Annotated in this window: 11 protein-coding genes; 3 read left to right on the top strand and 8 right to left on the bottom strand. The window is 65.2% G+C overall.

The window, feature by feature from the left end; all coding sequences use genetic code 11:
* Positions 1–30: 30 nt before the first annotated feature.
* The 3 genes from J2T07_RS01025 to J2T07_RS01015 form a co-directional block, all read right to left on the bottom strand.
* Positions 31–810: a YkgJ family cysteine cluster protein gene (locus tag J2T07_RS01025; RefSeq protein ID WP_306846660.1), complete on the bottom strand. Its 780-nt coding sequence runs from the start codon at positions 808–810 to the stop codon at positions 31–33.
* 34 nt (positions 811–844) lie between these two features.
* Complete coding sequence (locus J2T07_RS01020; protein ID WP_306846658.1) at positions 845–1,495, bottom strand: hypothetical protein; 651 nt, start codon at positions 1,493–1,495, stop codon at positions 845–847.
* 227 nt (positions 1,496–1,722) lie between these two features.
* On the bottom strand, positions 1,723–2,955 hold the full coding sequence (locus J2T07_RS01015; RefSeq protein ID WP_306846656.1) for an MFS transporter: 1,233 nt from the start codon (positions 2,953–2,955) through the stop codon (positions 1,723–1,725).
* Between the two features lie 95 nt (positions 2,956–3,050).
* Between J2T07_RS01015 and J2T07_RS01010 the strand changes: the two genes are divergently transcribed.
* Entirely contained in the window at positions 3,051–4,013 is a 963-nt protein-coding gene (locus J2T07_RS01010; protein WP_306846654.1) for an AraC family transcriptional regulator, read from the top strand.
* Positions 4,014–4,033: 20 nt separating this feature from the next.
* On the opposite strand, the gene J2T07_RS01005 is transcribed toward J2T07_RS01010, so the two are convergent.
* Complete coding sequence (locus tag J2T07_RS01005; protein ID WP_306846652.1) at positions 4,034–4,813, bottom strand: NAD(P)H-dependent oxidoreductase; 780 nt, start codon at positions 4,811–4,813, stop codon at positions 4,034–4,036.
* 85 nt (positions 4,814–4,898) lie between these two features.
* Here J2T07_RS01005 and J2T07_RS01000 point away from each other — a divergent pair, with 85 nt between their 5' ends.
* Together J2T07_RS01000 and J2T07_RS00995 are read left to right on the top strand one after the other, a co-directional pair.
* Positions 4,899–5,792 carry a LysR family transcriptional regulator gene (locus J2T07_RS01000; RefSeq protein WP_306846650.1) on the top strand — a complete coding sequence of 298 codons (894 nt, stop codon included), beginning with the start codon at positions 4,899–4,901 and terminating at the stop codon, positions 5,790–5,792.
* Positions 5,793–5,878: 86 nt separating this feature from the next.
* Positions 5,879–7,003: a hypothetical protein gene (locus J2T07_RS00995; protein WP_306846648.1), complete on the top strand. Its 1,125-nt coding sequence runs from the start codon at positions 5,879–5,881 to the stop codon at positions 7,001–7,003.
* Here the strand turns inward: J2T07_RS00995 and J2T07_RS00990 are convergent.
* The 4 genes from J2T07_RS00990 to J2T07_RS00975 form a co-directional block, all read right to left on the bottom strand.
* Positions 7,000–8,022: a hypothetical protein gene (locus tag J2T07_RS00990; RefSeq protein ID WP_306846646.1), complete on the bottom strand. Its 1,023-nt coding sequence runs from the start codon at positions 8,020–8,022 to the stop codon at positions 7,000–7,002. The genes J2T07_RS00995 and J2T07_RS00990 overlap by 4 nt on opposite strands.
* 72 nt (positions 8,023–8,094) lie before the next feature.
* On the bottom strand, positions 8,095–9,165 hold the full coding sequence (locus tag J2T07_RS00985; protein WP_306846644.1) for a lipocalin-like domain-containing protein: 1,071 nt from the start codon (positions 9,163–9,165) through the stop codon (positions 8,095–8,097).
* Positions 9,165–11,675: an FtsX-like permease family protein gene (locus J2T07_RS00980; protein ID WP_306846641.1), complete on the bottom strand. Its 2,511-nt coding sequence runs from the start codon at positions 11,673–11,675 to the stop codon at positions 9,165–9,167. The genes J2T07_RS00985 and J2T07_RS00980 overlap by 1 nt, the downstream gene beginning before the upstream one ends.
* Entirely contained in the window at positions 11,668–12,330 is a 663-nt protein-coding gene (locus tag J2T07_RS00975; protein ID WP_306846639.1) for an ABC transporter ATP-binding protein, read from the bottom strand. The genes J2T07_RS00980 and J2T07_RS00975 overlap by 8 nt, the downstream gene beginning before the upstream one ends.
* Positions 12,331–12,477: the final 147 nt, after the last annotated feature.

Below are 12,477 nucleotides of genomic sequence, written 5' to 3'. Positions count from 1 at the left end.
ACGGCTCGGCTTTCGGGGCAACGCCCAGCGCTACTCCGCGTCACTCGCCAGGAAGCCCATGTAACTGATGCCGTTCGACCCGACCTCAGAAGCCCCTGTCGATACCGTCCCCGCAGACCGCAAGAGCTCGAGCGTCGCCTTGCGGTTGCTCACGATGGACCATCCGGCGTTCGTGCCACCGACGGCACTGTCCGCATCGAGCGCCGACTCCAACGCAGCCAACAAGCGCCCCCGTTCCGACGCATGCACGACCACCCCTTCGTTCGATAGCCCGCCCATCGTGATACCGAGCAACGCGCAAACACGCGCCTTGACCTGCGCATCGCGCGCGTCCGCCTCACGCATCCGCACGACCGCCTGGGCCATCTCGGGATCGCTCCATTCGCCGTCGTCGTTCTGCAAGAGTCCCTCGGCCTGCCACGCCTCGGGCGGACACAGCTTGCCGGCACGATCGAGCTGGAAGAACGGATTCACTTCCGCCGGATATACACGGCAGGTACGCGGACGGCGCTCGTAGATGCCGCACCGCAGGTCGGGTTGGAGGTTCGGACACGGACCCTCGAACGTCGCCATTAACGATACGATCACGCGCACCGGCAACGAGCCGCTCGTCGCGGGAAACGAGCGGCGGTGCTTGTACCAGGCGGGACGATTGTCGGCGGCCGGATCTTCCGGCCAGGGAATCGCTTCGCAAAATACCTGCACGTCGCCGCCATCGCGAAGCCAGGCCATGGCTTCGTCGACGCTCACAGGCAAGCGAAGGCCGTTGCAGCAGCGGCCACACATGGTGCAGGAGAAGTGGATGGTCATGGCGGTTCGCGCGGATGAAAAGCGCGAGTATGTCTCAGAACGCCAGATTCAAGCCCATGTTGATCCAGTGGTCCGCTTGCTGGCCCAGGGCACGGCCCACCACGAGGTCGATGCTGTTGTCGCCGAAAGGTAGCCGGACGCCCGCCTGCAAGGTCCGCCCCGCACCGGCCGTGTCCAGTACTTCGGCAAGCAGCGTGGCGCTGGCCGACGCGGCGAACTCGATGCCACCGCCGAGAATCCGCCGCGTCGGTTCGCCTTTCTGATGGGTGGCGCCGACGTTGACGTTGAACAGCCAGCGCCCCGCCGCGTCCAGTTGGACCGTGGAAGCCGCATAGGCGATGGCTCCACTCACATGCCCACCCTGAACGGTCACGCCGGCATCGAGCGCCGTCGATATACGCGATCCATTGGACACCTGCCACTTCGCGCCGGGCGCCACGCTTCCCGCCCCCGCATGCACGCCACCGGTGAGCTGCGCGGAGAACTCGACGGCACCCCAGGAACACGCGGGCACGGTGGTTACGCTTCGGGCCGTGGTACGGAACTGCGTCCAGCTTTCGAGCTGGCAATGCGACGCGGGCGTAATGGCCGCGTCATCGACAAGATAGCTGCCTCCCGAGGCGAAGCTCGGCAGGCTGGCGAACGCCGACCACGCGGCCAGCAGGAAAAAAAAGAACCGGGACATGCTGCACCTCGGCAACCGGAGCCTTGCTTGCCGGTCGCCCTGGAGGGCTATCGCGTGTAAACGACAGCCGGATGGTTATACGCCGCATCCGGATGTCGTCGGAGACGGTGCTACGTATGGGAAGCGAACCGACTAGGGTCGTCTTTCATGGGTATGCCCGCCTTTGGGGAATTGGTGCGCATTGTCCTCGGCAATATCGCCCAGGGTCAATATCGGGATCGTGCCGCTCAAGCCTCGTCGGCTTCGCCGATGAAATTCCTGGCGTCGTAGGCGGGAGACACGGGATGAAGCTTCGTGCCGATCGTCGCCGCGGCAACCAGCAGGACCATCCCACAACCGATGAATACGCCCTTCGCCCCGGTGGCATCGAAGACCGCGCCACCCACCGCCGCACCGAGCGTGATGGCCAGTTGGATGGCGGCGACGATCAGGCCACCGCCGCTCTCTGCCTCGTCCGGCACGGTGCGCGTGATCCATGTCGTCCACGCGACCGGCACGCCACCGAAGGCCATGCCCCATAGCGCCACGAGGATGGCATCGGCCACGGGCGCGCGGCCAAGAACGACGAGCGCGAGAGCCATGCCGCCCATCGCCAATGGCATGAGCAGCAGGATCATGCGCAGGTTTCGCTCGAGCACGAAGCCTGCCAGCGACGTGCCGATGAAGTTGGCCACGCCGAAACCGAGCAGCATGCCGGACAAGCCATTGACGCTGACGCCGGTGACCACTTCCAGGAACGGCCGCAGATAGGTGAAGAAGGCGAAGTGGCCGGTGAACACCAGTACCACCGCGATCATGCCCATGCGCATCGCCGGCCGCTTCATCACCTCCACCAGCGTTCCCATGCGCGCCGATCCAGTCGGTGCCATGCGCGGCAAGGTGAACAGCTGCCAGATGAAGGCGAATACGCCGATCGCGGTGGCGATGAGGAAGACGTTTCGCCAGCCGATCAGGTGGCCGAAGTAGCTACCCAGCGGTGCCGCCGCCACGGTGGCGACCGAGACACCACTGAAGATGATCGACAGCGCACGCGGCACCATGGCTTCCGGCACCAGCCGCATCGCCGTGGCGGCGGACATCGTCCAGAAACCGCCAATCGCGATCCCGAGCAACACGCGGCCCGACAACACCACGGTGAGGTTCGGCGCGAAAGCGACCAGCAGGTTCGACCCGACCAGCAAGACCGAGAACGCCAGCAGCACCCAACGCCGGTCGATGTTGCGCGTCACCACGGCGATCACCAGGCTGGTCACCAGGGCCACCACCGCCGTGGCGGTCACGGTCTGCCCGGCCATGCCCTCGGTCACGCCCAGCGTGGCCGCCATGGGTGTAAGCAAGCTCGCGGGCAGGAATTCGGCGGTAATGAGGCCGAATACGCCCAGGGTCATGGCGAAAACCGCGCCCCAGGCGGGCTGGACCTCCTCGGGTGCCGCGATGGCGGCTTCCACACAGGTATTCATGTCGCTTCCGTAGTCAGGGAAAGCGGCAGGTTAAGCGTCAGGTGCCGGACGGTATATGATGCTAACTCCTCAATAGTTGATCATGCGTCCGCGCAATGAGCCTCCTCGTCCCCACCCGAGACCCCGACCCGGCCAGCGAACTGCTTCTCGGCATGCGCCTGAATGGCGTGCAGTACCGGCGGATCGAAGTGGCCAGGCCATTCGGCATCGCCTTCCATGCGGCGCCGGGAAGGGCACAGTTCCATTTCGTGGGACGCGGACCGGTGCTGCTCCGGACAGGTGACGGCACGTTGTACCCGCTATCGAAGGGCGATGCGGTACTCATGCCTCAGGGAAGCTCTCATACATTGCTTTCCTCCGCCGACGTGCCCTGCCGCGACATCGCCAGCTTCGACGCCACGCCACTGTGCGAGACCGTGAACGACATCCACCCCGACTGCCCCGCCGCAACCCGCGAGGATGGCGCGCTGGTCTTCAGTGGTTGCATGGAATTCGAGCTGGGCGGCATGCAGCCGTTGGTCGCGGCCATGCCTGAAGTGATGCAAGTACGCACCCTGCTGGAGAAGTATCCGGAACTGCCACCCATCCTGGATGCGATGGAGCGCGAGACATGCGCGAAGCGGGCGGGATTCGCCGGCATCCTTGCCCGTCTCGCCGACGTCGTCTCGGCGATCATCGTGCGTGGCTGGGTCGAATGCGGTTGCGGTGACGCCACCGGCTGGGTGCAGGCCTTGCGCGATCCACGCCTTGGCAAGGCCATCGTCGCGTTGCATCGCGATCCGGGAAGGAACTGGACCGTTGCCGAACTCGCCGCGGAAATGGGCAGCTCGCGCTCGGTGTTCGCCGAACGCTTCCTCGAGGCCACCGGCATGACACCGCTGCGCTACCTCACCGAACTGCGCATGCGGCTCGCCGCGCAGTGGATCGGACGCGAACGCGAGTCGATCGAATCCGTCGCGTTCCGGCTGGGCTACGGTTCGCTCGCGGCGTTCAGCCGTGCGTTCAAGCGCGTGATGGGACGCCCGCCGGGCGCCGTGCGTGGTGCCGGCGGGCTCTAGATGCAGTGCCCGAGGGACACTCATCCCATGACATGTGCGCCGAAGCCCGTCTTGCCAGCCGAGAAATCGTCGTTCAACGTGAGCTCTGGAATGGCATAAGCACCGCCGTTCTGCGGCAGGAACGGAATCGGCGCCGTCTCCCACAGGCTGTCGAGCCGCTCACCCAATGCTTCGCGCGTCGCCTCGAAGCGGGCCTCGTCGACCTTGCTCGTACGGTAGACGACGAACGGCGGCACGACGTCGAAGCCCGGGTAGTACAGGATGCCGTGCTGGATGGGAAACAACACGTCGTTCATCGGCCCGTTGATACCGCGCGCGCTGTAATGCGACTCCCACCCGCCCGTGGTGACGATCAGCATCGCCCGCTTCCCGGACAGGTTGCCCTCGCCATAACGGTTGCCCCAGCGCTGGTCGGAGTGCTCGCCGACACCGTACGCGAAGCCGTTCGCATACACGCGGTCCACCCATCCTTTCAGGATGGCGGGCATCGAGAACCACCACAGGGGGAACTGCAGGATGAGTGCATCCGCCCACAAGAGCTTCTCCTGCTCCGCGGCGATGTCGGCACTTTGATGCCCGTTCGCGAAGGCACGTGCCGAAGCGCGTGAGGGCTCGAACCGCTCGTCGTCGTTCCACCCGGTGCTATCGGCGGCATCCAGTGAGGCCTTCCAGCCCATCGCATACAGGTCCGAAACCCTCACCTCGTGCCCCGCATCCGTGAGCCGCTTGACGACAAAATCCCTGATCGACCCGTTGAGTGACCGGGGTTCGGGGTGGGCATAGACGAGAAGGACTTTCATGACGAACTCCAAGAATCGGTATGCCGTCATGATGGGTGCACTTGAGGTATAGTCAAAATGAATTTATATAATTCCAGCTATAGACATGATTAATTTTCGTCGGATCGACCTCAACCTGTTGGTGACGCTGGATGTCCTCCTTTCCGAGCACAATGTCACCCGCGCGGCCGAGCGCCTGCACCTTTCGCAGCCCTCGGTCAGCGTGCATCTTGCAAAGCTCAGGGACATTTTCGGAGATCCACTCCTGCTTCCCGGTCCCCGGGGAATGCTGCCTACGGCACGTGCGGACGCGTTGCGTGGACCGTTGAAAGAGGCTCTTCGTGAGCTCGAGCTCGCGGTCGCACCCACCGCGCCTTTCGATCCGGCCCTGGCGGACCAGACGTGGCGGGTGGCCGCGGCGGACTATGGCGAGTCGACGGTGCTCATTCCCGCCATGCGCGGTTTGCGCGCCGCGGCACCCGGCACGCGCCTGGCCGTGCTCGACATCGCGCCCGACCGGGTCGCTCGCATGGCCGAACGCGGCGACATCGACCTGGCCCTCAGGACAAAGGACATGGCACCGGCGGACCTTCACCAGCGCGCGTTGTTCACGGAACGATATGTGCTCGCCGGTCGCTTGGGCCATCCGGCGCTGAAGCGGCGCCCCACCCTGTCGCAGTTCGGCAAGCTGGAACACGCCATCGTTTCACCCGATGGCGGCGGCTTTCGCGGTATCACCGACGAAGCGCTGGCCAGACAAGGCCTCAGCCGCCGCGTGGTATTGTCCGTACCCCATTTCCTCTTCCTGCTCTCGGTACTGGCGACCACGGACATTGTCGCCATGGTGCCGGAGCGCCTGATCCGGCATGCCACTGGGCTACGGGTGGTCGAGCCACCGGTGGACGTGCCAGGATTCGAGATGGTAATGCTCTGGCACGAGCGCTCCCATCGGGATCCAGCGCACATGTGGCTGCGCGAGCACGTCATGGCTTCCGTCTGACGCGGATGCGGCACGTGTAACGAGTCCAACGTCGGGATTTCACAATCGTCCGCCTACACTACCGCGTCCAGACCGAGGCTCTTGCCGTGGCTTCCGCCCACCCCGTCGTTACATCCGGTGAATTGACCATCCTGCGATTGGTCGACATCGCCTATAGCATCGACCTGGTGCAGGCGGAACGCCTGTGGACGGCACATGCGAACACCGCCTTCAATCGCTCCTATCTTTCAAGCACGCCACCCAAGGCCGTGGCCTTCGGTGTCGCTCCTCTATGGCTTTCGCTGGGAGAGGTCCATGTTCCCCTTGCAGGGGGGGCGGTGCGAGCCGCGGTCTCGGTCCGGTTATACGATTTCGGCGTCGCGACGCTCTCGCTTCGTGCTCCGTGCAGGGACCGGCCCTGGCCCGATTACGTCAAGGACGTCGCCGCCATCGACGCTCAATTCGGCCCGTCCGCGCGGACGACGTTCTGGGACGATCTCCTCGACCGCGTGCACGAGGTCATTCGTCCCGCCCTGGACCGTCCCGCCGAAGGCGAGCGACTGGACGAGGATTACCTCATCGCGACCGTCCAGGCGTTCAACGAGCCCATGGACGCGGAGACGCTGAAAGAGCGCCTCGACCTGACGGAAGTGCTTTCGGGAGAGACACGCCCGCTTTCCAGGGCTTCCCGAAAGGAGCTTCTCTCACGAAACTTTTCCTACTACGCCGACGACCTCGTCGTCCTCAACTGGGATCGCGCCTTTGTCTACGAGCCGCGAAGCGATTCGGACGTCGCGGATGTCATCGAGGTGGCCAATGCCCAGCTTGTCGAGCTGCGCTATTACGACATCCTCCTCGACAACGAGCTGCCGCGCATGTACGACCAGGTGGAAAAGGCGCGGACCGCCGCGTCCCTTTTCGCGTCGCGCCGTTTCGCCCATCTCGCACGGCGGCTCTATACCCTCGTCGCCGAGGTCACCGAGCTGACCGAACGCGTCGATAACGCGTTGCAGGTGACCGAGGACGTCTACCTCGCGCGTGTCTACAGCACGGCACTGTCCTTGTTCCGCGTGCCCGCCCTGAGCGCGTCGGTCGACCGCAAGCTCGCCATTGTCCGGGATACCTATGCCGCGCTGTACGACGAAGCATCCAGCCGGCGCGCCGAGTTGCTCGAGATCGCCATCGTCATGCTCATCATCGTGGAAATCGGCATTTCCCTTTTGCACGCTTAAGGTCGCGACAAGGACGGCAATCCGTGCTGACGGGGCACCCTGGCAAAATAGCCACTCAAGGTGACGAAATCCTCCACCGCGTGCGCGCTGGAAAAATCCAGCTCGATCATCTGCCGGATCGCGGCCCGCTTGTCCAACGCCTTCCGGTAATACGCCTCGCAGATCGCATAACCCACGTAATAACCAAGATCCCGGACACCGAAGGCGTTGTGGGTGTCGTTGTACAGCCATCCGCTCGTGTCCTCGCCGTTCATGTCCTTGGCGAACGCCGCCTTGATGGCCTCGGCGTTCCCGGGGCCATAGTCGACATAGGGAAGCGGCGGCTTTCGGCCGGTGACCTTCTCGGCGACGAAGTCCGCGACGCCTTCATAAACCGCCTGTCCCAGCAAGTTCCTGGCGGTACCGTGTTCCTGCGTGTGCACGAACTCGTGGACTGTCAGCAGCACCATGTTGTCGAACGGCTTGCTACGGAAGTATCCGGTCAACCAGGCCTGCATCTTCGGCGTCATTTCGCCGATATCCACCGTCTCGTCACCCGTGGCGAGCTCGGCACCGATGAGTACCTTGTCTCCCTGGGTCGTGCCGCCCGACTTCAAGGCGCCGATGGCGAGATAGACGGTCGCCGGCCGCAACTGCGGATAAAGCACCTTCAGTTTCACGAGCTCCGGCTGCAATGCCGCGATCGCCGATTGAGCGCGCAGCGTATGCGGGCGTATGGATGCCCAGTAACGCGGATAACTCCGGATCGCATCCACATAGGACTGGACCGTATAACCCTTCGCTTCCATGAAAGCCCGCAAACCGGCGGTACCCTTGTCGATGTACAGGCGCTGCACGATGTCCTGCTGCGCCAGCGGATCGCTCACACGGATAGCGGCGTCGTAGGCCTGCCAGAAGTGGGTGATATCGACGGACGATATCGTTGGGGACGGAGGGGTATCCGCGGCGGATGCAGAAAGGACGAAGAGCAGCAGCGCCAGCGACACGGCGGCCTTCAGAAAATACCGTCTAACTCGCATAGGGAGCTCCCCTGATCGGGCTGACCATGATGGGGCCAGGTCCGGAGGGGATGCCGGTCCGGTGCGTTTGGTTTAAAAATTGACCTTGCCGCCGTACCCGACCAGCTCCAGGTACCCCCGGCCGCCATCCACTTCCACGGCTCCCTCCCAATAAACCGGCCCACCGGTGCGGCGCGTATCGAACTCCTGGTCGTCCATCAAGGGGCGGAGTTCGAAATGTTTCGTACCGGCTGGAGTCGTGACCGACACCGTGGTCTCGACCGGGTAGTCCGCACCTGTACGTGGCGAATGCCAGCGGCGACGGGGGGCGAATGCCACGTCCCCGGGGCCGAGAAGGGTGAGCGTGCCGTCCGCGCCACGCACGCTGCCGCCGGCCCATACAGGATGACCTTGCGCATCGCGCACGCGAAACACGGTCACGGCGCTGCCATCGTCCATGTTCAAGCCCGCCCAATCCCAACCCACCGAGCGGGGATTGAGCAGGTTCGACGACCACTCACGGTCGAGCCACGCTTCGCCACGGATCGTCTCGGTACGCGCACCTCGCGTCAGTCGCCCTGTGACAGCCAGGTGGGGCATGCTGAAATAAGCGCTCGCCTCGTCTTGCCCAGGGCCTTTGCGGCTGTAGCCGCGGTCGCCTTGCAGCAGTGCCGGCTGCGTAGGCCTCAAATGCAAGTCGAGAGTGAACCGGGCCGTGCCCGCACGAGCCGTGAAGCTGCCCTCCTTGTCGCGTACGAGACGCCAGTCGCCGAACACCACGTCGGTGTCTCCCGTCGCCGCTTCGGCCAGGCCGAAGCCTTCGCGTGCGAGCCGCTGTCCCTGTTCGAGATGTCCCACCACGGGATCGGCAAGCGCGACATGCCCGACGACGACCTGCCTGGCCGCGAAACGGCTGGGATTGCCATCGTCGAAGGGCAGACGCGAGCGGAAGAACGTCACCTGGAAACCGACGGGGCCGCCCTTCGTTTGTAGCCATCCGGTGACGTACCACCACTCGGTCTTGAAATTGGGATGCGCACCGTGGTCGCGCGGCAACACTACCGGTGCATCCTTTGGCACTGGTGCGTAGGCGACGCGGTCATCGGCCCATCCACACGCCGCGAACCCCAGCAACGACAGCACGGCAAGACGAAGCAGGCGCATCACCAATCCTCCCGCACCGCGCGCACGGCATCGGCGGAAAGCACGCTCCGCCCCACGACCAGGGCCGTGCCGGATGTCGCCACCGCCAGCCCGGCTATCACCCAGCCCAGCAAGGGCCATGGCAACAAGGTGTCCATCGTCCAATGGAACGATTGCGGGTTCACCACATGGATCAACACCTGGCTCATGGCCACGCCGAGCGCGACACCGGCGATGCCACCCACCAGTCCCAACAGCGCGCCCTCGATCAGCAGCATGCGCACGAGGTCACCGCGCAACGCACCCACGTGGCGCAGCATGCCGAACTCCCGTATACGCGAAAGCACCTGCGCACCGATGGTCGCCGCGACGCCCGCCAGGCCGACGCATACGGCGATGCCTTCGAGCAGGTACGTGATGAGGAAACTGCGGTCGAACGCTTCCAGCGCCTGCCGGCGGATATCCTGCGGCCGGCTCACGGTGACACCGCCTCCGCCGGGGCCCACCGCCGAGCGCAGGCCCGCAACGACCGTATCGCTGTTGGCACCAGGGGCCAGAAGTACCGATACGCTTGTGCGACTGCGGTCGCCGGTGAGGCGGGCATAGGTGCCTTCATCCATGACGATCGCGCCGTGTTGGCGGGCGTAATCGCGCCAGACACCGGCAACCCTGGCCTTTGGCGAACCGGGTAACGGCAACGTCAACGTGTCGCCCGGCTTCCAGTGGTAGATCCGCGAGGCCGGCTCGGAAACCCATACCGCGGTCGCGCCGGCAGGGACGGTTATCCGCGATCCCATCAACGCGAGATGACCGCCGGGCCCGGTCAAGGTGCGCGCAAGCAGCGTAACGGCGGGACGCCGCGCATCGAACTGGAGCGGCGTCTCTTTGAGCACACCCAGCCACGCCACACCCGGTACCTTGCGCATGCGTTCCAGCGTCGCGGCATCGAACCCTCCACGTCCGCCCTCGGCGATGAGATAGACATCCGCTTGCAACACATCGCCCAGCCAGCGCTCCACCGAACCGCGAAAGCTGGTGACCATCACCGCCATCGCCACGGTCAACGCGGTGGACGCCACGATGCCCGCCAAAGCGACGGATGCCTGTGACGGCGCGCCCCAAAGACGGGCGGTGGCGAGCCGGAACGGGACATGGCGCAAGGGCACATGCCGCAGCGGGGAGACGAGCGCGCGGGCGAGCCAGGGCATGAGCATCACGCCTCCGGCCAGCAACAGCGCCATCGCCACGTAGCCGAACAACGCGATTCCTCCCACCGCCGGCAGCAGCGAAGCCAGGAGCGCCCCGACCAGGCATACGACCGCACGCCATGGACGCGCACGAACGCGTGGATCGACGGCGTCGCCCGCGTTCTTGATCGCCAGGGCCGGGAGGATACGCGATGCCGCCAGCGCGGGAACCATGCTGCCGAGTACCGCCGCGCCGACGCCAAGCAACCCGAAGATCGCCGCCGCCCAGGGCGCGAACACGAGCTGCGGCGCATTGCCGTGGAAGTAACCGCCACCGAGGTCGCCACCCAACAGGTTCAGCGCAAGCGACGCCAAACCCAGCCCGAGCGCGACCCCGGCACCCGCCCCGACCACACCCAGCACGGAGGCCTCGGTCAGCACTTGTCCCAGCACCTTCTTGCGTTGCATGCCCAGGACGCGTAGCAGCGCGAATTGCGCGCGCCGTCTTGCCACCGACAGCGATTGCGCGGAGTAGACGAGGAAACCGCCTGTCAGCAGCGCGATAAGCGCCAACATGTCGAGGTTCACCCGATAGGCGGCGGAAAGTCCGTCGTTACGCGCCGCTTCGCTGGCGGTATCCGTCACGATGGCGTCAGGCGGCAATACCGCGCGGATCATACGCATAGCCCCGGCGGTGCCGATGCCCGGTGCGAGTCGGATTTCCAGACGTTGGAGACGGCCAAGCATGCCGAAGCGCCACTGGGCGGCGGCGATGTCCATCGTCACGGCATTCGTGTTCGCGCGCGATGGCAGGGTGCCGGCGATGCGAACCTGGATCGCGTGGCCGTTCGCACCGAGCGTCATCGAATCGCCTACCTTGCGCCCCGCCGCCGAAAGGGCCGCCGCCGATAGATACACCGAACGGCCCGAGAGGAAGTCGGCGAGTCCCTCCGCCCCGCCGTCGGAGGCACCCTGCCCCATCCCGCCTGCGCGCAGGACATCGACACCTTCCAACGAGACCTGGATCTTGTCGTCCACGAGAGCGGAGAGTGCAACGACGGGAGACACGTCCAGCCCCGGCAAGCGTGCAACTCGTGGATAGAGCATTTCATCGAAGCCAAAGGCGTTGGCCGACCTGATCTCGAGATCCGCCGACCCGCTCACCGAATGCATGGCCTTGTCGAATTCGCCCAGCGCCGACGCGTTGACCAGGTGCACCGCGAAACCCAGCGCCACGCCCAGCGCGATCGCCAGTACCGCGGCTAGCGCCCTGCCGGGATACGCCCGCCACTCGCTCCAGAGGAGCCAGCGGTGAGCGACGGAAAGGGACGCCGGCCTAGCCACGTTCGACGAGGCCTGTCGGCGAAAGCACGAGCGTCCGATCGGCAGCGGAAGCCGCCACCGTGGAATGCGTCACCAACAACACGGCGGCACCGGCATGGCGCACCTGGTCGACGAACAATGCAAGCGTGCGCGCCGCCGTGTCGGGATCCAGATTACCGGTGGGCTCGTCGGCCAGGATCAGGCCGGGCCGGTGGACGAGCGCGCGGGCCACGGCCACGCGCTGGAGCTCGCCGCCCGAAAGCTCCCGTGGGTACGCATCACCCCGCCCGCCAAGACCCACGGAAGCGAGCATCGCCTCCGCCGCGACGAGCGACGCATGCGCATCGTGTCCCTGCAGCGCAAGAGGCAACGCCACGTTGTGGGCAAGGTCGAGGTGCGGCAGGACATGGAATGCCTGGAACACGAAGCCGATGCGGTCACGCCTGAGACGCGTACGGCCATCGTCGTCGAGGCCGGCGATGTCGGTTCCATCGATACACACGCTCCCCGCATCCGGCGAATCGAGACCGGCGACCAGGTTGAGCAAGGTGGACTTGCCAGCGCCCGACTCGCCGGTCACGGCGACGAACTCCCCGCGAGCCAACGACAGGTCGAGCCTTTCGAAGAGGGTCCGCCCACCGGGGACCGTCTTCACCAATCCGGTGACGTTGAGCATGCGACGATTCCGGGGCAAAGACGGCAGTTTACCCTTTGCTTGGTGAGGTGGGAGCCGACCCTGTCGGCGATGGCTGCTTGCGAAAACCCATCACATCACGCAACGCCGATGGCATACCGACACATGGCTCGTTCGTACCCGGCTTCC

Source organism: Luteibacter jiangsuensis (assembly GCF_030812295.1).
GTDB classification, from domain to species: Bacteria; Pseudomonadota; Gammaproteobacteria; order Xanthomonadales; family Rhodanobacteraceae; genus Luteibacter; species Luteibacter jiangsuensis_A.
The sequence above is the reverse complement of the archived record's forward strand: the minus strand, read 5'-3'. Positions and strand labels throughout refer to the sequence as shown.